This window comes from Lacrimispora sphenoides JCM 1415 (genome assembly GCF_900105615.1).
Lineage (GTDB): Bacteria > Bacillota > Clostridia > Lachnospirales > Lachnospiraceae > Lacrimispora > Lacrimispora sphenoides.
The window spans coordinates 1,187,101-1,207,128 of sequence record NZ_LT630003.1; the positions used below are offsets into that span (position 1 = coordinate 1,187,101).

General features: G+C 44.6%; 19 protein-coding genes. 14 read left to right on the top strand and 5 right to left on the bottom strand.

Annotated features, from left to right (window positions below; genetic code table 11):
• Positions 1 to 13 precede the first annotated feature (13 nt).
• Positions 14 to 1,342: a LysM peptidoglycan-binding domain-containing protein gene (locus BMX69_RS05300; protein ID WP_100041760.1), complete on the top strand. Its 1,329-nt coding sequence runs from the start codon at positions 14 to 16 to the stop codon at positions 1,340 to 1,342.
• Between the two features lie 60 nt (positions 1,343 to 1,402).
• On the opposite strand, the gene BMX69_RS05305 is transcribed toward BMX69_RS05300, so the two are convergent.
• Both BMX69_RS05305 and BMX69_RS05310 read right to left on the bottom strand, forming a co-directional pair.
• Entirely contained in the window at positions 1,403 to 1,690 is a 288-nt protein-coding gene (locus tag BMX69_RS05305; protein WP_054789608.1) for a hypothetical protein, read from the bottom strand.
• A 56-nt stretch (positions 1,691 to 1,746) separates the two neighbouring features.
• A complete protein-coding gene (locus BMX69_RS05310) occupies positions 1,747 to 2,319 on the bottom strand; it encodes a hypothetical protein (RefSeq protein WP_054789609.1) in 573 nt (190 codons plus the stop codon).
• A 77-nt stretch (positions 2,320 to 2,396) separates the two neighbouring features.
• Between BMX69_RS05310 and BMX69_RS24375 the strand changes: the two genes are divergently transcribed.
• From BMX69_RS24375 to BMX69_RS05325, 4 genes are all read left to right on the top strand, one after another.
• Positions 2,397 to 2,546, top strand: coding sequence for a hypothetical protein (locus BMX69_RS24375; protein ID WP_166433177.1), 150 nt, complete (start codon positions 2,397 to 2,399; stop codon positions 2,544 to 2,546).
• Between the two features lie 39 nt (positions 2,547 to 2,585).
• The gene (locus tag BMX69_RS25205) at positions 2,586 to 2,861 is read left to right on the top strand and encodes a hypothetical protein (RefSeq protein WP_054789610.1); all 276 of its coding nucleotides are present in this window, start codon (positions 2,586 to 2,588) and stop codon (positions 2,859 to 2,861) included.
• A 134-nt stretch (positions 2,862 to 2,995) separates the two neighbouring features.
• Complete coding sequence (locus tag BMX69_RS05320) at positions 2,996 to 4,150, top strand: alanyl-tRNA editing protein (RefSeq protein ID WP_100041762.1); 1,155 nt, start codon at positions 2,996 to 2,998, stop codon at positions 4,148 to 4,150.
• A gap of 12 nt (positions 4,151 to 4,162) precedes the next feature.
• Positions 4,163 to 5,299 carry an AI-2E family transporter gene (locus tag BMX69_RS05325; RefSeq protein ID WP_100041763.1) on the top strand — a complete coding sequence of 379 codons (1,137 nt, stop codon included), beginning with the start codon at positions 4,163 to 4,165 and terminating at the stop codon, positions 5,297 to 5,299.
• 170 nt (positions 5,300 to 5,469) lie between these two features.
• On the opposite strand, the gene BMX69_RS05330 is transcribed toward BMX69_RS05325, so the two are convergent.
• The gene (locus tag BMX69_RS05330) at positions 5,470 to 5,709 is read right to left on the bottom strand and encodes a hypothetical protein (RefSeq protein WP_025232640.1); all 240 of its coding nucleotides are present in this window, start codon (positions 5,707 to 5,709) and stop codon (positions 5,470 to 5,472) included.
• 165 nt (positions 5,710 to 5,874) lie between these two features.
• On the opposite strand from BMX69_RS05330, the gene BMX69_RS05335 reads away from it, so the two are divergent.
• Entirely contained in the window at positions 5,875 to 6,918 is a 1,044-nt protein-coding gene (locus tag BMX69_RS05335; RefSeq protein ID WP_054789611.1) for a P1 family peptidase, read from the top strand.
• Here BMX69_RS05335 and BMX69_RS05340 read toward each other — a convergent pair.
• Entirely contained in the window at positions 6,915 to 7,169 is a 255-nt protein-coding gene (locus BMX69_RS05340; protein ID WP_025232642.1) for a hypothetical protein, read from the bottom strand. The two genes, BMX69_RS05335 and BMX69_RS05340, sit on opposite strands and share 4 nt — an antisense overlap.
• Before the next feature lie 220 nt (positions 7,170 to 7,389).
• Between BMX69_RS05340 and hemB the strand changes: the two genes are divergently transcribed.
• Positions 7,390 to 8,373 (top strand): porphobilinogen synthase, encoded by a 984-nt coding sequence (hemB, locus tag BMX69_RS05345; RefSeq protein ID WP_054789612.1) that lies wholly within the window; start codon positions 7,390 to 7,392, stop codon positions 8,371 to 8,373.
• Positions 8,374 to 8,394: 21 nt separating this feature from the next.
• Here the strand turns inward: hemB and BMX69_RS05350 are convergent, their stop codons facing one another.
• Entirely contained in the window at positions 8,395 to 9,249 is an 855-nt protein-coding gene (locus BMX69_RS05350) for a PHP domain-containing protein (RefSeq protein WP_100041764.1), read from the bottom strand.
• A gap of 181 nt (positions 9,250 to 9,430) precedes the next feature.
• Here BMX69_RS05350 and BMX69_RS05355 point away from each other — a divergent pair, with 181 nt between their 5' ends.
• From BMX69_RS05355 to BMX69_RS05390, 7 genes are all read left to right on the top strand, one after another.
• A complete protein-coding gene (locus BMX69_RS05355; protein ID WP_100041765.1) occupies positions 9,431 to 11,149 on the top strand; it encodes a VanW family protein in 1,719 nt (572 codons plus the stop codon).
• Positions 11,150 to 11,379: 230 nt separating this feature from the next.
• The gene (gene nifJ / locus BMX69_RS05360) at positions 11,380 to 14,919 is read left to right on the top strand and encodes a pyruvate:ferredoxin (flavodoxin) oxidoreductase (protein WP_054789613.1); all 3,540 of its coding nucleotides are present in this window, start codon (positions 11,380 to 11,382) and stop codon (positions 14,917 to 14,919) included.
• Between the two features lie 166 nt (positions 14,920 to 15,085).
• Positions 15,086 to 15,928, top strand: coding sequence for a DUF4397 domain-containing protein (locus BMX69_RS05370; RefSeq protein ID WP_054789615.1), 843 nt, complete (start codon positions 15,086 to 15,088; stop codon positions 15,926 to 15,928).
• Positions 15,929 to 16,017: 89 nt separating this feature from the next.
• On the top strand, positions 16,018 to 16,443 hold the full coding sequence (locus tag BMX69_RS05375; protein WP_100041766.1) for a GntR family transcriptional regulator: 426 nt from the start codon (positions 16,018 to 16,020) through the stop codon (positions 16,441 to 16,443).
• Positions 16,409 to 17,308, top strand: a complete 900-nt coding sequence (locus BMX69_RS05380; protein WP_025232649.1) for an ABC transporter ATP-binding protein — start codon at positions 16,409 to 16,411, stop codon at positions 17,306 to 17,308. The genes BMX69_RS05375 and BMX69_RS05380 overlap by 35 nt, the downstream gene beginning before the upstream one ends.
• The gene (locus tag BMX69_RS05385) at positions 17,283 to 19,460 is read left to right on the top strand and encodes a DUF6449 domain-containing protein (protein WP_054789616.1); all 2,178 of its coding nucleotides are present in this window, start codon (positions 17,283 to 17,285) and stop codon (positions 19,458 to 19,460) included. The genes BMX69_RS05380 and BMX69_RS05385 overlap by 26 nt, the downstream gene beginning before the upstream one ends.
• A 72-nt stretch (positions 19,461 to 19,532) precedes the next feature.
• Complete coding sequence (locus BMX69_RS05390; protein WP_025232651.1) at positions 19,533 to 20,021, top strand: zinc ribbon domain-containing protein; 489 nt, start codon at positions 19,533 to 19,535, stop codon at positions 20,019 to 20,021.
• The last annotated feature ends 7 nt before the right edge of the window (positions 20,022 to 20,028 follow it).

Here is a 20,028-nt window from a genome sequence, read left to right on the forward strand (position 1 = left end):
TTTGAGGGAAGCCATGATCATACATGTTGTCCAACCCGGCGAAACCATCAAATCAATATCAGAATATTACAAAATTCCTGTTGACAGATTAATATTAGAAAACGGAATTACAAATCCTGAAAATTTAGCAATAGGCCAAACCATTGTGATTGTTCAACCGGAAACAATCTATACCGTTCAGCCCGGAGATACATTAACCAGTATTGCGGAGCAGCATAATGTTTCACCGATGGAATTACTGAGAAACAATCCCTATCTCTCAGATAGAGAATTTTTGTACTCCGGTGAAACGATTGTTATAAATTATCAAACGAATAGAACAAGAACAATTAACACCGGAGGCTATGCCTTTCCATATATTGATAATTCTGTTTTAATAAAAACACTGCCTTTTTTAACTTATTTAACTATTTTCAATTACAGGGCTACAAGTGAGGGAGAAATTATTGCTAGGGCTGACGACACTGGGCTTATCCGGTTGGCTAAAGCATATGGAGTTGCGCCCATGTTGTTTGTTTCTACTATCACTGAAGAAGGAATAGTGAGCCATGAAGTGAACTATGAAATTTTAAATAATCCTGCAATACAAGATCGTCTTATTGATAATGCTCTTCAAACATTAAAAAGGAAAGGTTATTACGGAATTAACATATATGTCGAAAACATCACCTTTGACAACATCAATAGCATTGCGGATTATTTGAAGAAAGCCTCAGCGATTTTTCATGCAGAAGGTTTCAGGATCGTGATTACCGTAACACCTATCACGAATATTGATACCCCTTACGTCAGCTTTGAAAAATTAGATTATGCCAAATTGTCTGATTATGTAGATGGAATCATATTTGCCTCCTATGATTGGGCAAGGATTTACAACTACCCGAATTCAGTTTTTCCGGTTTATGTTTTAAAAGAATTATTAGATTACGCAGTTCGTATTATTCCTGATGAAAAAATCATATTGGGAATCACCACTCAAGGTTATGATTGGACACTTCCATATGTTCCAGGTGCCACAGCTGCTATTGTAATGTCTAATAATAGAGCGGTACAAATTGCAGCGGAAAACGATCTGCCAATACAATTTAATGATGCAGCACAGGCGCCTTACTTTTACTATGAGGATTGTGATGGGACCATGCATGTAGTATGGTTTAAAGATGCCAGAAGCTTTAACGCAAGAGTGGGGTTGGCAGAAGAATATAACCTCCAGGGTTTATCTATTTGGACAATTATGAGGTTTGATGCTCAAATGTGGTTTATTATTAATACTAAATTTTACATAGAGAAGCTTATGGAGAGTGTGACGAAGTGCCGGCCAAGGTTCAGGCCAAAGTGCTGAGTGGTAAAATAAGGACATTATAGCGGATCCCTATTGGGACCGCCCATAATGTCCTTTTTCTTATTTTGTATTGCGCTTCATTATATTTTGGGAAAGCATGCGCAAGGTATCCATTCGTTTCCGCTCGTTTGGAGTCATGTTGGCGCTCATAATGGTAATGAGAAGGTCAGTCTCTTCATTACTGAACTGAATGCCTTTTCGGCTTGCTTCTGCATTTAAGTTTAAAAGTGTTGGAACAAGCTGGTCTTTTGGAGTGGATTCTACCCTCTTTGCAAATTCGGTCAGCATGGAGAGTTTTTGCGGATTCATATTTCTAAGTCTGGGGTCTTGTTTCCAGTTAATATTCATATTTGTCATTCTTCCTTTCTATGGGATATGGTAAGGGAACCAGGGAGAAACATGGATTAATTCATTTGCTGCATGGCTGACATCATAAGCTGCATGGTTTCAAACTTGGCCTGTTGATCTGGCGGCATGAAATTCTTGAGCTGATCCAGTGGCATCCGTCCAAAGGGGTTATTATTCTGCCGGTGGTTGCCGGTAGGCCTGCTGGATCCTTCAGTCTGGGATTGAGATTGGAACTGGGATTGGGATTGAGCCTGGACCGGAATGGTGGAACTTGGTACCGGGCTTGGATCCGGGTAGGAGTTGGCCAGCCTAAGGCCCTGGGAGAAGTTGATAATAAGGTCAATGAGATCCTGTTCTGCCGGATTAGCAAAGGACTTTATGGTGTTCAGCATGTCAATGGGGTTGTTATTCCGCTCTCTTTCCCTTGAGGAGTTAAGTCCCATGGCAGCTACCTCTCCTTCTTCAAAAAGATTTATGGTGCGGCGCAGCTCGTTTATTTTAACGAAGTAGGACATAAAACGCTGCTGGGAAACACTCATATAAGGCAGGGCAGCCTTCATCATCTGAAGATGATTATCACCGATAAGGGAGTCCAGATCATTTGCGCGAATATTTTGCTCGTTGTTCATGGCATAAGATTCCTTACTTTTCTTGTTGACAATATATGCGTCTGCATATATTAGTATTACAGGAGAGTGATTTAGATATGAAAAGCAGATTAATCATAGATGGAAATTCAGTATATGAAATTGATGAAGATTGCATGAAGAGAAAGCAGAACAAGAGCTCCTTAAAAGGAGTAAGCAGCCAGAACTCTTTTCAACGGCCTGGTAAAAACAACGGTCAGAGCCGCTAATAAATAAAAAACAAGGCCCGATCTGTAAAAGATCGGGCCTTGTTTTATGTTTGCTTAGCAGAAGAAGTTATTTCCACCGCCACAGCAGCAGAGCAGAAGAATGATGATCAGAATACAACTGCAATCATTACCACCGCATCCACCACCACAACTGTTACCGCAACCGCCACCGAAGCCGCCGCCACCGCCACAGAAGCACAGGATAATGATCAGCCAGATAATATTGAAGCCGCATCCACTATTACCACATCCTCCATCACATCCGCATCCACAGTTAGTTGCTGCCAGATCACTCATATTGGTTCCTCCAAATAATTTGTTTACAATGTAAGTGTATGAATGTCAGCTTGCCACTGTTTCCAATTTTTCTTAAAATTTTAGAATTGTTATGATTGAACTTATCCAATTGTTGTGTATAATTAGTACAACAGAGAAATAAGGAGCAAAAGATGGAAAAATTATATTATGACAGACCTTATGTTAAAACATTTGAAGCGGTAGTGATAGATTGCAGGCCGGGAAAGGACTGTTTTTTTGAGGTGTTTTTAGATCGGACGGCTTTTTATCCGGAGGGCGGCGGACAGCCGGCTGATACGGGAAGTCTGGGGGAAGCGGCGGTCCTTGATGTCAGGGAAAAGCCGGAAGGCATAGTTCACATTACGGATAAGCCCCTGAAGGCTGGAAGCAGGGTGAATGGAATCATAGACTGGGAGAGGAGATTCTGCCATATGCAGAATCATTCCGGAGAGCATATATTATCGGGAATCGTACATAAGCATTATGGCCTTGATAACGTAGGATTTCACATGGGAAAGGATGAGGTGACCGTGGACTTTAACGGAATCCTCACCATGGAACAGATAGAGGCAGTAGAAACGGAAGTGAATGAACTCATCTGGCAGGATATCCCGGTTCTGGAGTCTTATCCGTCAAAGGAAGAGCTATCCCTTATGGATTACCGGAGCAAAAAGGAATTGAGCGGGCAAGTCCGGCTGATCGAGTTCCCGGGAGGGGATGTGTGTGCCTGTTGCGGAACCCATGTGATAACGGCGGGAGAAATCGGTTTTTTGAAAGTGACTGGGATGATTCATTATAAGGGCGGTGTCAGGGTGACCATGCTGTGCGGAAGGATGGCTCTGGAAGATTACCGCAAAAAACAGAAGGCAGTATCCGGAATTTCCGTCCTGCTGTCGGCAAAACCGGATCAACTCCTGGAGGCAGTTGGCAGATTGAAAGAAGAAGGGCAGAAAAAGGATGGAAGAATCGGCCAGCTTTCCAAAGAGCTTTTAGAAAGAAAGGCCGGAGATTATCCCGAACTGGATGCGCCTCTACTGGTTTTTGAACGTGACTTATCCCCGGTACAGCTGAGACAGTTTTGCACGATGCTGTATGAAGGAGGGAAGGGAAGCGTTGTTTTGGCATGTTCCGGAGATGAGGGTGTCTTTCAGTATGCACTTGGAAGCGGTCAGAAGGACATGAGGGTGTTGAGCAAAGCATTAAATGGAAGATTAAATGGCCGGGGAGGAGGAAGCTCCCTGATGGCCCAGGGCACCTTTCAGGCCTTACAGGAAGATATCAGACAAGCTTTTGAAGAGGAGTCATAAAAGGAGAGTATGATGGAATTTAATGACAGTACAATTAAAAAAATACGGGGCCTGATCGTATTTGCCGTAATCGTGGTGGTGGCGGGCTGGAATTATCGCAGCCTGTTTGCCCTGGCGATGAAGATTATGGGATTTATTTCACCCTTTCTTTTGGGAGGCGTTATGGCTTTTATCCTCAATGTGCCGATGCGCAGGATCGAACAATTGCTGCCGGTAAAGAAAGATAACAAAATCCGCAGGCCGTTAAGCCTTTGCCTTACCCTGGTGTTTGTAATTGGGCTCCTGCTTCTTGTTATTTTTGTTGTGTTGCCTCAGCTTATTGATACCGTTATAAGCCTGCAAAACAGCATTCCGGCGTTTCTTGCAGGTATTAAAGAGGAAGCGGAGAGGCTGTTTGTCCAGAACCCTGAAATCGCGGATTATATCAACAGCATTGAGATTGACTGGAAATCCTTTCTGGAAAAGGTGGTTGGATTTTTATCTGCCGGAGCGGGTTCGGTACTTTCTTCCACCGTGTCGGCCGCTCTTTCCATTATCAGTGGGATGACCGCCTTTTTAATCGCCCTGGTCTTTGCCATTTATATTCTTCTTCAGAAGGAGACTCTTTCACGGCAGATACAAAAGCTGATGAAGGCATTTCTTCCGGAAGAGGTGTCCTTGCGGACGCTTGAGATTTTAACGCTGGTTTCTGAAACCTTTTCCCATTTTCTTACGGGACAGTGCATGGAAGCAGTCATTCTTGGGAGTATGTTTTTTTTGACCCTGACGGCCTTTGGTCTTCCATATGGGATACTCATCGGCGTTTTGATTGCATTTACAGCCCTGATCCCGATGTTCGGGGCATTTATCGGCTGTGCCATCGGGGCATTTTTAATGCTGATGGTAAGGCCATTGGATGCATTTATTTTTTTAATCATCTTCTTTGTGCTTCAGCAGGTGGAAGGAAACTTTATCTACCCTCATGTAGTGGGAAATTCCGTGGGACTTCCGTCCATCTGGGTCCTGGTTGCAGTCACCATTGGCGGCAGCGCCATGGGAATTGTGGGAATGCTGATTTTTATTCCTCTCTGTTCCGTGGTGTATGCCATTCTCCGGGAAATTGTGAATGAAAGGCTGGAAAAGCAGAAGAAGCCTAAAAACAAAAAATAAAAAGCTGCCCTGCTGGTTCTATCGGCCAGCAGGGCAGCTTTCTGTCCCTATCCTCTCGCCCACCGCGCCGGATACCATTTCTGGAACCAAACGGTAAGAGCACCCATAAACGCAGGCAAAGCAGAATTGAACCAAACAACTCATTCCACTTAAGCATGAGATTATTTCTGTTATTCTCCCTGATACATGTATTTAATGAGTCTTTCTACATCTTCCGGGTCATGAGCAACCAGTTCCAGTTCATTGATGATGCTGCCGTTGGAAAAAATGGTGGCCATGGATAAGTACTGGCTTAATTTGGACTTTAAGTTGATCCGGTCACCTTCCTTGGAAACCAGCTCAACGGTGCCTTTGCACTGCTCGATTACCTTGAAAAATTTTTCTACATCTGTGATATTTTGAATTTTCATGTGAATCCCTCCTCTGAAATGTCCGTGAAATGAATATCATTTCCTACGTCCTTATTATAGCAGTGTTCCTTCTCTGGTACAATATGGAAAAAACAAGAAAAAGAAGTCAAACCACTGTTTATTATGTATAATAAGAACATAAATGTGAAAAGGGAGGATAGGATCATGAAGAGGATACGGGAATATGGCATTATCACGGGCAGACTGGCTCCGGGACCCCTTAATAAAATTACGGATGTGGAAGGCGTTCTGGTGGGACATGCCACGATTGATACCAAGGATCACAAAACAGGAGTCACGGTCATCATTCCCTGTAAGGACAATCCCTTCCGGAAAAAGCTGGTGGCAGCGGCTTATATTCATAATGGTTTTGGCAAAAGCCAGGGACTGATCCAGATGGAAGAACTGGGAACTTTAGAAACACCCATTGCTCTTACCAACACGTTAAATGTGGGGAAGGTTCATGATGCTCTGGTGGATTTAATGCTTGAGAGATGCAGGAAAGAGGGGGCAGAGTTAGCTTCTGTAAATCCTGTAGTGGGAGAGTGCAATGATTCGGTCTTAAATAACATCAGCGAAAGGGTTATAGGACTGAAAGAGGTGATGGCGGCTGTTAAAGATGCTGTGCCGGACTTTGAAGAAGGGGCCGTAGGAGCCGGCTGCGGAACGGTATGCTATGGCTTAAAGGGAGGAATCGGGTCTGCTTCCAGAAGGTTTAAAATCGGAGGAGATACCTATACCCTTGGAGTATTGGTGCAGTCGAATTTTGGAAGCACCGAGAACCTGATGATAGGCGGACGGACTGTTGGAGAGGAAATTACCCGGATAACAGAGCCGCAGGTTCTGGACAGAGGTTCTATCATGACCGTCATAGCCACGGATCTTCCTGTCTCAGACCGTCAGTTAAAGAGAATTATAAAGCGGGCCGGGGTAGGACTTTCCAGAACAGGCTCTTATATGGGACACGGAAGCGGAGATATTATGATTGGCTTTACCACGGCAAACCGGATACCGGAACAGGCAGAAAAAGAACTGCTCTCCATCCGCATTCTAAAAGAAAGTGCCCTGGAGACGGCCTTCACGGCTGCGGCAGAAGCGACGGAGGAAGCGGTCCTCAATTCTCTTGCCATGGCAAAAACAACCACAGGCTGCAAAGGTAATGTGGTACATTCCCTGACGGACCTGTGGCTTTCCAAAGAGCGGTCTTAATCAAAATCTGCGTGATAAACCTGATCCGGCGAGTGGATGTCAATGGAGCTTAAATTAAACTGGTCTTCGAAAACCTGGATTTTATATTCGAAAAAAGTATCATCCGTTTTCTTTGACATGAATACATAGGCCCCCGGTTCCTTATCCTCAATCTCATCGCAGATCTCGTCGTAGATTTCTTCCCCGTCCACCGGGCCTTTATAGCCGGTCATGCGGATGGCTTCTTCAATTGCCTGATAGAATTCTTCCATAAAGCAGTACCTCATTTCTGATTCATTTTATATGGATACTATTATAAGCAATCTTTTCCATTGCTGCAAGAATTACTTGAATCTTATTTTAGAGGGTGTATAATGGACAAGGTCAAATACCTCGCAGCAAGCTAAGGGATATTTGTTCCTACAGCATTTGCCGGTTGAAAGAATGCAGCCTGGCTCATAGCCTGCGTAAAATAAAATGGAGGGATTGGATATGGATTTATTATACAGACCAAGAAGATTAAGAACATCAGATACCTTAAGGAAAATGGTACGGGAAACCAGAGTTTCAAAGGAATCCCTTATTTATCCGCTGTTTGTGGTGGATGGAAAAGAAATTGTGGAAGAAATCCCTTCCATGGAAGGCCAATACCGCTACAGCGTGGACCGGCTCCGGCAAATTATGGACCGGCTCGTAAATGCCGGTGTGGAAAAAGTCCTGTTGTTTGGAATTCCGGCTCATAAAGACACTTGCGGCAGCCAGGCCTACGATGAGGAGGGCGTTGTGCAACGGGCCATCCGCTTTATCATAGAGCATTATCCTATGGTATACATTGTTACGGATGTGTGCATGTGTGAATATACATCCCATGGTCACTGTGGAATCCTTGACGGAGAATCGGTTGATAATGACAAGACCCTGGAATATTTGAACATGATAGCCCTATCCCATGTAAAAGCAGGAGCTCATATGGTGGCCCCTTCCGACATGATGGATGGCAGGATCGGTTCCATGAGACAGGCCCTTGATGAGGCAGGATTTGTGAATGTGCCGATCATGGCTTATTCTGCCAAATATTCCTCCGCATTTTACGGGCCATTTCGGGAAGCTGCCGGATCTGCGCCGTCTTTTGGAGACCGGAAAAGCTATCAGATGGATTACCATAACAGGAAAGAAGCATTAAAGGAAGTGGAGTTAGATGTGGCGGAAGGAGCCGATATTGTGATGGTAAAGCCTGCACTTTCTTATCTGGATATCATAAGAGAAGTGGCAGACCGTCACGACCTTCCTGTGGCCGCATACAGTGTAAGCGGTGAATATGCCATGATAAAAGCGGCTTCGAAAGCTGGTTTTATTGAGGAAGAAAAGATTGTTTGCGAGTCAGCAGTGAGTATATACCGCGCAGGGGCGGATATCCTTATTACATATTACGCAATAGAACTTGCCCGTTTCATGGATGAAGGAAAAATCGGCTGATAAAGATGGCGGGGGAGGGGATCAAAGGCCCTTCTCCCTCCGTATCCTTTTAATATCGTCTAAAAGAAGCGCAGTTATCCGCAGGCCTCCCCGTCCGACACCTAAGCGGATGTCAGGCTTGTTGCTCCCATGAAAATCAGAGCCGCCTGTGGGAAAGAGGTCGTATTTCCGGGCCAGTTTTCTTAATTTGCCGCTTTCATACTGATTATTGGAAGAGTGGTAGACCTCCAGACCCTGAAGCCCCAGATCCTTTAAATAGCAGACCAGTTCCTCTGTTTTTTTATCTCCCAGGTGATATTGGTATGGATGGGCCAAAACAGGGGAAGCATTACAATCGGTAAGGATTTTCATGGCGTGCTCCGGCGTGATCTTTTCTTTGCGTGGGCAGTAGGGACCGCTATAGTCCAGATATTTTTTAAATGCCTGGTCCATATTCTTTACATAGCCTTTTTCAAAAAGAACCCGGGCAAAATGGGCACGGGTTATGACCGTGTCAGGATTTCCAGCCATTACTTCATCTAATGTGATGGAAATGCCGGCATTTTGGAAACGGCGTATCATTTCCTCATTCCTTTTTTTTCGAATTTCTTTAAGAGCATCCGTTTCAGAGATAAATACCCGGTCCGTAGGATCGACATAAATCCCCAGGATGTGAATTTCTTCTCCCTGGTACACACAGGAGAGTTCAATTCCGGGGATGATTTCAATTGGAAGCCCGACAGCAGCAGCCTGGGCTTCTGAAAGACCGTCAATGGTGTCATGATCGGTCAGTGCAATGGCAGCCAAGCCCTTTTCCGCGGCCAGGGCCACCACTTCGGAGGGAGTGAATGTGCCATCCGAAGCATTGGAATGAACATGCAAATCGACAAATTTCATAAAAACCTCCAAAATGAAATAGATTGGTAACACTATAGTAACATGTTTTTTTCATTCTGTAAAATGTTGAAAAAAGACGAAAAATAATTAAGAAAATTCATAAAATCGTAATAGCATTTCCCACAAAGTATGGTATACTACTCAATGTAAAGCTACAAAATCATGTAAAAAGGTGAAGTTAATGAATCAAATAGATAACAGACAAAGAGGTGGGGGAAGAACCAATTCTTCCCGGAACGGAAGCAGTAAAAATGCATCGGAAACAGGCCGCAGAACAGGACAGGCTTACAGAACGGGTAGCTCCTATCAGCAAAGGCGGGGAAAGAAAAGAAAAAGAGGCCCTCAGTATAACATTACAAAGATTCTTCTGGCGATCATTCTGGCTGTTGCTGCTTTTATCTGCGTTATGGCGGCTGTTAAGCTTATTGGAGGCCGTAAGGTAAAAGAGACGGAGGTCAATACCCCAACCGTTTCAGAACCGGAATTACGGAAAGAAGTTAAAGTCGATGGAATCTCCATCGCCGGCATGTCCAGGGAAGAGGCCCGGGATGCCATTGAAAAGAAATATCAGTGGGGAATGAAGGTCACCTATCATGACGATCAGTACGAACTTGAGAATCTGCTGGACAAAAAGCTGGACTCCCTGCTTGAAGAAATATATTCAGGTGAACCAAAGGAAAGTTATACCCTTGAATTTGACGGACTGGATGAGGACGTTCAGGCTGAGGTAAAAGCCATCGCAGGAAAATGGGATGTTGCCGCCAAGAACGGTTCTATTTCAGGATTTGATAAAAATACCGGGAAATTTGTCTATTCCGGAGAGAAAAACGGGGTTGTGATTAATCAGGATAAGCTGGCATCGGATATTTTGACCCAGCTCAAGGATAAGAATTTCCAGGCAGTTATCGCGGCGGAAGGCAAGGAAGTTGCTCCTAAGATAACGGAAGCCCAGGCAAAGGAAATGTATAAGGTCATAGGTACTTATACTACAACTACTACGGCAAACAGTGCAAGGAATAAGAATATCGAACTGGCTTCTGAGGCCCTGAACGGGGTAATTCTGCAGCCGGGAGAAGAATTCTCCTTTAATAAAGCCACAGGGGAGCGTTCCACTGCAAAGGGATATCGTCCGGCAGGCGCTTATTTGAACGGAGAATTAGTGGAGGAGCCCGGAGGAGGCGTATGCCAGGTGTCTTCTACCTTATATAATGCGGTAGTATTCGCAGGGATTTCTACTACGGAGCGCCACGCCCACAGCTACGAGCCTTCCTATGTAACACCGGGAGAGGATGCTATGGTCAGCTACGGCGGACCTGATATGAAATTTGTCAATAATTCTACCACTGCAATAGCCATCAGAACCAGCTTTGCCGATCGGAAGCTTAAGATCTCTATTGTGGGAATTCCGATTCTGGAGGAGGGTGTCACATTATCCATGACATCGAAGAAAACAGCAGAATTAGATGCTCCGGCGCCGGTTTACGAGGAAGACCAGACACTCCAGCCTACGGAGGAAAAGATCGTTAAGGCTGAGACCAAGGGAAGCCGCTGGGTGACCAATCTGGTTACCAAAAAGAATGGCGTTGTGGTTAGCGATGAGTTTTTCCATAACAGTACGTACCGCGGAAAGCCGGCTACCATCAAGCGGAATAAATCCGGAGTTGTCATTCCGGCCACTGATCCGGCTACTTCTGCCCCTGAAACCACTGGAGTAAGTCCCCAGGGACCTGGAGAGACCACCGCACCTAACGATAATGAGACGGCTGGAAATTCCGGAGGACCTCAGGGTCCCGGTACCCCGGAAACTCAGCCTACCCAGCCCCAGGGACCGTCTTCCACCACAGAAGCGGCAGGCGATAACGGAGGCCAGAATGTCATTCCTCCCAACCCTTTTAACTAAAAACAAAATAAAAACACGATAAAAACAAAATAAAATCAAAACAAAAAAAGACAGGACTGGACAGAATACTCGTTCCAGTCCCTTTTTATCGGATTGTTTCGAAAATAATACTTAATTTTCCTGTTTTAATATTTGCTTTTTGTTGAATAATTGTTATAATAATGTCAGGTCACTTTCCCTATACGGGAACCAATTTATACATTATTCACATTTGCAGGAGGAAATCAAGAATGGCAAGAAAAATGAAAACCATGGATGGTAACCATGCAGCAGCTCATGCGTCATACGCATTTACTGATGTAGCGGCTATCTATCCGATTACCCCATCTTCACCTATGGCTGAAGCAACAGATGAATGGGCGACAGACGGAAGAACCAATATCTTCGGTCAGAAAGTACAGATTACAGAGATGCAGTCTGAGGCAGGTGCAGCAGGTGCAGTACACGGTTCCTTAGCAGCAGGTGCGCTGACCACCACCTATACAGCTTCTCAGGGTCTTTTACTGATGATCCCGAACCTTTATAAAATCGCAGGCGAGCAGTTACCAGGTGTAATCAACGTATCCGCACGTGCAGTTGCAAGCCATGCTTTATCTATCTTTGGTGACCACTCCGACGTATATGCTTGCCGTCAGACAGGCTGCGCTATGTTATGCGAATCCAGCGTACAGGAAGTTATGGACTTAACTCCGGTTGCTCATATGGCAGCACTCGAGGGAAAAGTACCATTTATTAACTTCTTCGACGGTTTCCGCACATCCCACGAGATCCAGAAGATCGAAACCTGGGATTATGAGGACTTAGAAGAGATGGTAAGTATGGACGCGATTGACGAATTCCGTCGCCGTGCATTAAATCCAAACCATCCGGAATTAAGAGGTTCCGCTCAGAACCCTGATATTTTCTTCCAGGCAAGAGAAGCCTGCAACCCTTATTATGATGCTCTGCCTGCAATTGTTCAGAAATACATGGATAAGGTTAACGCAAAGATCGGAACTGATTATAAATTATTCAATTACTACGGCGCACCGGATGCAGAGCACGTAATCATTTCCATGGGTTCTGTAAACGATACCATAGAGGAAACTCTTGACTATCTTCTGGCTTCCGGAAACAAGGTAGGTGTAATCAAGGTTCGCTTATACCGTCCTTTCTCTGCACAGGCTTTCATTGATGCAATCCCGGATACCGTTAAGACCATTTCTGTATTAGACAGAACAAAAGAGCCAGGTTCCTTAGGCGAGCCGTTATACCTTGATGTTGTTGCAGCTCTTAAGGGAACTAAGTTTGATCAGGTTAAGATCTTAACCGGCCGTTATGGTTTAGGTTCCAAGGATACAACACCAACTCAGATCGTTGCTGTTTATGATAACAAGGAGAAGAGTCCGTTTACGATCGGTATTGTAGATGATGTGACCCATCTCTCTCTTGAGACAGGCACACCAATCGTTACCACTCCGGAAGGAACTTCAAACTGTAAGTTCTGGGGTCTTGGTGCAGATGGTACCGTAGGTGCCAACAAAAACTCCATAAAGATCATCGGTGACAACACTGACATGTACGCTCAGGCTTACTTTGATTATGACTCTAAAAAGTCCGGCGGTGTTACCATGTCTCACTTACGTTTTGGACACAAGCCGATCAAGTCTACTTACCTGATCCGTCAGGCTAACTTTGTGGCTTGTCACAATCCTGCTTATATCCGTAAGTACAACATGGTTCAGGAACTGGTTGACGGCGGTGTCTTCTTATTAAACTGTCCATGGGATGCAGCTGGTCTTGAGAAGCATCTGCCAGGACAGGTGAAGAAGTTCATTGCTGACCACAACATCAGATTCTACACCATCGATGGTGTAAAGATCGGTATTGAGACCGGTATGGGCCAGACACGTATCAACACCATCCTTCAGTCCGCATTCTTCGAGCTGACCGGAATCATTCCTTCCGAGAAGGCGAACGAACTGATGAAGGCTGCTGCAAAGGCAACCTACGGACGCAAGGGTGAAGAAATCGTTATGAAGAACTGGGCAGCCATCGATGCAGGTGCAAAGGGCGTTGTTAAGGTAGACGTTCCTGAAAGCTGGAAAAACTGCGAAGATGAAGGACTTGATTATAAGTTTATTACGGAAGGCAGAAAGGATGCCGTTGATTTCGTTAATAACATTCAGTCTAAGGTAAATGCACAGGAAGGAAATTCCCTGCCTGTATCCGCATTCAGCGATTATGTCAATGGTTCCACACCATCCGGCTCTTCCGCATACGAGAAGCGCGGTATTGCAGTTACTATTCCTGGCTGGGTTCCAGAAAACTGTATCCAGTGTAACTTCTGTTCCTATGTATGTCCTCATGCTGTTATCCGTTCCGTAGCTCTTACTGAGGAAGAAGCAGCAAGAAAGCCAGAGGAGATGAAGACTCTTCCGATGACAGGCATGCCAGGATACCAGTTCGCTGTGACTGTATCTGCATTTGACTGTACAGGCTGTGGTTCCTGTGCAAACGTATGTCCTGGAAAGAAGGGCGAGAAGGCTCTTGTTATGGTCAACATGGAAGAAAACTGCGAAGAGAAGCAGAAAGTATATGATTTCGGCCAGACACTTCCGATCAAGCAGGAAGTTATCGACAAGTTTAAAGAGAATACCGTTAAGGGCAGCCAGTTTAAGAAACCTCTTCTTGAGTTCTCAGGAGCATGTGCAGGCTGTGGCGAGACACCTTATGCAAAACTGATCACCCAGTTATTCGGCGACAGAATGTATATTGCAAACGCAACCGGATGTACTTCCATCTGGGGCAACTCCTCACCATCCACACCTTATACCGTAAATGCAAAGGGACAGGGTCCTGCATGGGCAAACTCCTTATTCGAAGATAATGCAGAGTTCGGTTACGGTATGATGCTGGCTCAGAGCGCTATCAGAGGCGGCTTAAAGGCCAAAGTTGAAGAGGTTATGAATTCCGAGAAGGCTTCCGTTGAAATCAAGGCAGCTTGCAAGGAATACCTGGATACCTTTGAGGCAGGCGCAACCAATGGTTCTGCAACCGATAAGTTAGTTGCAGCATTAGACGGCATTGAGTGTGATACCTGCAAGGCTATCATTAAGGATAAGGATTTCCTTGCTAAGAAATCTCAGTGGATATTCGGCGGCGACGGCTGGGCTTATGATATCGGCTTCGGCGGTGTTGACCACGTACTTGCAAGCGGCAGGGATATTAACGTTATGGTATTTGATACAGAGATCTATTCCAATACCGGCGGACAGTCCTCTAAGGCTACCAAGACAGGTGCTGTTGCTCAGTTCGCAGCAGGCGGTAAGGAAACAAGAAAGAAAGATCTTGCAAGCATCGCTATGAGCTATGGTTATGTATACGTTGCACAGATCGCCATGGGCGCTGATTATGCACAGACTGTTAAGGCAATCGCTGAGGCAGAGGCATATCCAGGACCATCTCTGATCATCGCTTATGCTCCATGTATCAGCCATGGTATCAAGAAGGGCATGTCCAAGGCTCAGACAGAAGAGAAGCTGGCTGTTGAGTGCGGTTACTGGAACAACTTCCGCTACAATCCAGCTGCTGAGAAGAAGTTCACCTTAGACAGCAAGGCTCCTGCATTAGAAGGATACCAGGAATTCTTAAAGGGAGAGGTTCGTTATGCTTCCCTGGCTATGAAGAATCCTGAGAGAGCAGCTGAATTATTTGCAAAGAATGAGGCAGATGCGAAAGAGCGGTATGAATACCTGCAGAAGCTGGTTACTTTATACGGCAATGATTAATTGATCTTTATTTATAAGTTACAGGCCCGGATGAAACCATCCGGGCCTGTTTTTATAGATGGAACAAAGATTTTACACAAAAAGGCGGGAGTATTTAAAATAATACAGGCACTGGGCTTTTATGAGAGAATAAACTTACTATATAGAGATAAAATTGAGGGCTTCTATGGAAAGTTTATTTTATATGCAGAATGATACGGATATAGAGCCGAATATGCCGCCAGCTCCGGAAGAAGACGAGTTTCCAGCGGATGAAGAAAACGGGAACAATAAAGATGAAACTGGGGGGAAACCACTAGAGGAACCACCACAGCCTGTACCCGATTTTCCGCTTTCGGAAACAGGTCCTGATGGTACCGGGACCTCTATTATCACGGTATTCCCAAAGCCAATCATTCCGTGCTACTATTGCGAGACGGATCAAAACGGTCTTGTCCGGTTTTTAAATGCGGTAGCCGGCTATCAGCCATTTCTTATTTATATCAACAATCAGCTGGCTGTGAACGGATTGAGTAACGGAGAAATGAGCCAGTATGGCCGGGTTTCTGCAGGAGAGCAGACCATAACCGTAGGCGGGCTGGATGGATATGTATACGTTGTAAAGCGGATTACGGTTCCAGTTGACCGTGCGGTTACTGTCGCGATCATCAATACGGATCACGGACTGGATTTGATGGTAATTTTGGATATGTATTGCAATGCCGGAATTAACACAGGCTGTTTCCGTGTATGCAACTTATCCATAACAAACCAAGGGGTTCATGTGATCCTAAATGGACAAAGCATAACGTTCTTTGATGTAAATTATATGCAAGTGACCAGCTTCCAGTATGTCTCAACAGGCTTTTATATGGTCTCAGTGTCTAACAACATCGCACATAACGGTAAACTCCTTTTGACCTCTGATATGTATATACGGGGCAATGCTTCCTATACCTTGTACGTATTTAACTGGAGTAATGTGGAGGATGCCATTCGTATTCTGATTGTTGAAGACCGAAGGCCTTAGAAAAAATTGGAAACCTCTGATTGACAGTTCAGAGGTTTTTTGCTATACTAAGTGTATTAGGAGTATTAATACAGACTAGGAGGTGGAATATGATACTGCTTGATTACAAAGACCGCAGGCCAATATACGAGCAGGTTGTAGAAAAGCTAAAGGATCTTATGATTTGCGGCGTGTTGGAACAGGATGCGCAGCTGCCGTCTGTCCGCGTTTTGGCAACAGACTTATCCATTAATCCCAATACAATCCAGAGAGCTTATGCGGAGCTGGAGCGAAGAGGATTCATCTATTCCGTGAAAGGAAGAGGCAGCTTTGTGGCAGATTCCAGTTCCATTCGTGCGCTTAAGAACAGTGAACTGAAAAAGGAGCTTCTTAACTGGATCCAGGAAGCAAAACGGGCAGGTCTGACAGAGGATAAAGCTCATGCATGGATTGCAGAGGAATGGGTAAGACAGGAATATTTGACCGGGGAGGAGAGAGAGGATGATAAAAGCAGAGAATCTGACAAAAAAGTTTGACGATATAGTGGCAGTGGACCATGTAAGCGCACAGATACGGGATGGAAATGTATTTGGCCTCATTGGAACCAATGGAGCTGGAAAAAGTACATTTTTAAGGATGATGAGCGGTATCTTAAAGCCTGATGAAGGAAGTGTTACCATCGATGGAGAACAGATCTTTGAAAATGAAAAGGTGAAAGGCCGGTTTTTCTACATTTCCGACGACCAATACTATTTTAATAACGCTTCACCCCTTGATATGATGGAGTTCTACAGCAGGATCTACCCCCAGTTTAACAAGGAACGCTTCCACAATCTTTTAGGAAGTTTCGGACTGGAAGCCCGGAGAAAGGTCCACACTTTTTCTAAGGGTATGAAAAAACAGCTTTCCGTCATTTGCGGGATATGTGCCAATACGGATTATCTTTTCTGTGATGAAACCTTTGACGGACTTGATCCGGTGATGCGCCAGGCAGTTAAGAGCATATTTGCAAATGATATGTCTGAGAGAAATTTAACTCCTATCATTGCTTCCCATAACTTAAGAGAGTTAGAGGATATCTGCGATCATGTGGGTCTTCTTCACAGGGGAGGGATACTGCTTTCCAGGGATTTAGATGATATGAAACTCAACATCCATAAGCTGCAGTGTGTTTTAAAAGATGGGATGACTGCCGAAGACTTAACAGCTCTGCAGCGTATTAAGACTGAAACAAGAGGAAAACTCTATACCATTACGGTTAGAGGAACCAGAGAAGAAGTGGAAGGGCTGATGGAATCTTACCAACCGGTTTTTTATGAGATTATCCCATTATCTCTGGAAGAAATATTCATTAGCGAGACGGAGGTGGCAGGATATGACATCAAAAAGCTTATTTTATAATCTATTAAGAGAAGATGGCAAAAGACGCCTTTGGTCCATGGCTCTGTCATTTTTAGTGTTTTTCTTTACCTTTCCGGTGGGAATTGCACTATCTTTAAGTGAACGAATGAGAGGAGAAATTGATCTTACGTATATTATCTCCACCCTGAAATCCTGGCTGGGCTTTCAGAACGGCTGGGTTGCGGCAGTGATTATAATCCTGTCACTTATTATGGGAGTGACCAGCTTCTCTTATCTTCATTCCAGGCAGAAGGTGGATTTTTATCACGGTATTCCGGTAAACAGGAAGCATTTGTTCTGGGTGAATTATTTTAATGGAATTCTTATTCCGGCAGCCGTATATGGGGTGAATTTGATCATTGCCATGGGAGTGATTGCAGTGAACGGCATTTCTCCTGTGGAGGTATGGAAAACAGCCCTTTCAGGATTCCTGCTGTTTATGATCCACTACTGCATGATGTATTCCGTGACTGTGATATCCATGATTCTTACAGGAAATGTTCTGGTCGGAATTCTTGGAAATCTGGTATTGCAATTTTATTTTGTATGTGTGATCGGAATTCTGGAATACTGCTATAGCAGCTTTTTCTATACCAGCTACCGGGCAGGCGGGAATGTATTTAACAGGTTCATGGATAAATGCTCGGCATTTGCCCTGTTCATGGTAAACTTAGATCGGCTGCAGCCAGGGAGTCCGGCAGGAACTAAGACTGTCAGGATTTTAGCGGTTCTTGCCGTAACAGTAGTTTTGACCCTCCTTTCTTTCTGGCTGTATAAAAAGAGAGGCTCAGAAGCAGCAGGAAGAGCCATGGCATTTAAGATCAGCATGCCGGTCATCAGGATTCCGATTGTGGTTTTATCGTCTCTTGGCGGAAGTATTTTTTTCTGGTCCATGCGTTCCAGCGTAGGCTGGGGAATATTCGGACTGATTTGCGGAATGCTTTTATCCCACTGCGTCATAGAGATCATTTATCATTTTGAATTCAGAAAACTGTTTTGCCATTGGAAACAGATGGGAGCCTGTGCCTTGTTGGCGGCAGTGATATTCTGCGGCTTCCGTTATGATTTGTTTGGGTATGACGGATATATACCGTCTGAAGCCTCCATCGAATCCGTTGCGGTTTCCATGTCGGATGTGAACTACTGGGTTTCTTATGGAAGCGCAAAGCAGAATTCCCTGGGAGAATATTACTGGGAGTATCAGGATTCTGATGAATATATATTCAACCATATGAAGCTTAAGGATACGGCGCCGGTTCTGGCCCTGGTACGTGATGCTGTGGACAGGAACCAGAAGCTGCATCATGGAGATGATTATTCTGATACGTGGGACAATGGAAGTATAAGCTATAATTTTTCCATAAAATACACGCTTAAAAACGGCAAGAATATTTACCGCACCTACCATTTATCCGGAGATGAAGTCCGGCCGGAGATCGCGGAGATCTTTGAGAACCAGGAGTTTGCAAAAGCTGTTTATCCCATCCTTCTCCAGACTTCGGAAGATACTGCCTGGGTCAGGATAAGCAGGGGAGAGCAGACCAATGTTGTCAGCCGTGACAGAAACGGTACAGAGAAAGCCATGACAGATAAATTACTCCTTGTCTATCAGGAGGATCTAAAAAACTTAAAGGTGGAAACCATGGAAAAGGAATATCCGTTGGCTACCATCCAGTTTTTAACAAAGATGCAGGCAAATGCGGAAACAAAGCGGGAAGAAGTCCAGAGCTCCTGGAAATACAGCGATGTTACCTCAAGAGGGTATTATCCGGTCTATCCTTCCTTTAAAAACACACTGGAACTATTGAAAGAGTGTGAGGTTGACGTAGAGAGCTGGAATAGCCTGGAAAATGTCAAAGAAATCAATATCGATGCCTATCAGTTTAATGATTATCGTTCCACATATGAAGATAAAGGCTCTCAATATTTAACAATTACCGATGAGGAACAGATTAGTCAGATCATGAGCTTTGCAGCAATCGATGGATATTCCAACATGAATCCTTTTGGCGGCAGGGGAGAGGAACGGATCAGCTTCTCAGCTGTAACGGAATCAGGGGGAAGAAGAAGTGAAACTTCCTGTACCATTCCTTTGAATCAATTACCGGATTCCGTTAAAAATGAAATCAATAAGATAAAAAAAGACGTGTAAGCAGTCTTTCATTGACTTTTTCTTCCAATGAAGTTAAAATGATAGGAGCATAAGTCAAAGGAGGAATCACGGATGGCATTTTTTGAAGAGCTGGGAAAGACACTTAGTGATACCGGCAAAGAGGTTGCAACCAAGGCAAAAGCGCTGACTGAGACGATACAGCTAAAGACGCAGATCAGTGTAGAGAAAACAAAGCTGGAAGAAGCTTATGCGGTCATCGGTAAACAATTTTACGAAGCGAACAAAGAGCCGGATGAAGCTTATGCAAAGGCTTACGAAGCTGTTAGGGCCAGCCGGGAAAGAATTGCCGCTCTGGAGATCGAACTGAGCCAAAGTGAGGGAACCCGTATCTGTGCGGAGTGTGGAGCTAAAGTTCCAAAAAGTTCCTATTACTGTGGAAAGTGCGGTGCTCCTGTAAAGGAAGCAGCCCAGAAGACTGATACAGAAGAAGATATTGTGGAGGAAGTGGAACCGGAAGCGCCTGCAGAGGAAGTAAATCCAACAGCCGGAATTAATACGGTTAGTGAAGACGCTTTTGAACCTACAGAAGAACAGGAATAGTTATTTA

Excerpts from the sequence above, each read along its gene's own strand:
- BMX69_RS05300 (WP_100041760.1), top strand. The coding sequence starts at position 14 with ATGATCATACATGTTGTCCAACCCGGCGAAACCATCAAATCAATATCA.
- BMX69_RS05305 (WP_054789608.1), bottom strand. The coding sequence starts at position 1,690 with ATGAATATTAACTGGAAACAAGACCCCAGACTTAGAAATATGAATCCG.
- BMX69_RS05310 (WP_054789609.1), bottom strand. The coding sequence starts at position 2,319 with ATGAACAACGAGCAAAATATTCGCGCAAATGATCTGGACTCCCTTATC.
- BMX69_RS24375 (WP_166433177.1), top strand. The coding sequence starts at position 2,397 with ATGAAAAGCAGATTAATCATAGATGGAAATTCAGTATATGAAATTGAT.
- BMX69_RS05320 (WP_100041762.1), top strand. The coding sequence starts at position 2,996 with ATGGAAAAATTATATTATGACAGACCTTATGTTAAAACATTTGAAGCG.
- BMX69_RS05325 (WP_100041763.1), top strand. The coding sequence starts at position 4,163 with ATGGAATTTAATGACAGTACAATTAAAAAAATACGGGGCCTGATCGTA.
- BMX69_RS05330 (WP_025232640.1), bottom strand. The coding sequence starts at position 5,709 with ATGAAAATTCAAAATATCACAGATGTAGAAAAATTTTTCAAGGTAATC.
- BMX69_RS05335 (WP_054789611.1), top strand. The coding sequence starts at position 5,875 with ATGAAGAGGATACGGGAATATGGCATTATCACGGGCAGACTGGCTCCG.
- BMX69_RS05340 (WP_025232642.1), bottom strand. The coding sequence starts at position 7,169 with ATGGAAGAATTCTATCAGGCAATTGAAGAAGCCATCCGCATGACCGGC.
- hemB (WP_054789612.1), top strand. The coding sequence starts at position 7,390 with ATGGATTTATTATACAGACCAAGAAGATTAAGAACATCAGATACCTTA.
- BMX69_RS05350 (WP_100041764.1), bottom strand. The coding sequence starts at position 9,249 with ATGAAATTTGTCGATTTGCATGTTCATTCCAATGCTTCGGATGGCACA.
- BMX69_RS05355 (WP_100041765.1), top strand. The coding sequence starts at position 9,431 with ATGAATCAAATAGATAACAGACAAAGAGGTGGGGGAAGAACCAATTCT.
- nifJ (WP_054789613.1), top strand. The coding sequence starts at position 11,380 with ATGGCAAGAAAAATGAAAACCATGGATGGTAACCATGCAGCAGCTCAT.
- BMX69_RS05370 (WP_054789615.1), top strand. The coding sequence starts at position 15,086 with ATGGAAAGTTTATTTTATATGCAGAATGATACGGATATAGAGCCGAAT.
- BMX69_RS05375 (WP_100041766.1), top strand. The coding sequence starts at position 16,018 with ATGATACTGCTTGATTACAAAGACCGCAGGCCAATATACGAGCAGGTT.
- BMX69_RS05380 (WP_025232649.1), top strand. The coding sequence starts at position 16,409 with ATGATAAAAGCAGAGAATCTGACAAAAAAGTTTGACGATATAGTGGCA.
- BMX69_RS05385 (WP_054789616.1), top strand. The coding sequence starts at position 17,283 with ATGACATCAAAAAGCTTATTTTATAATCTATTAAGAGAAGATGGCAAA.
- BMX69_RS05390 (WP_025232651.1), top strand. The coding sequence starts at position 19,533 with ATGGCATTTTTTGAAGAGCTGGGAAAGACACTTAGTGATACCGGCAAA.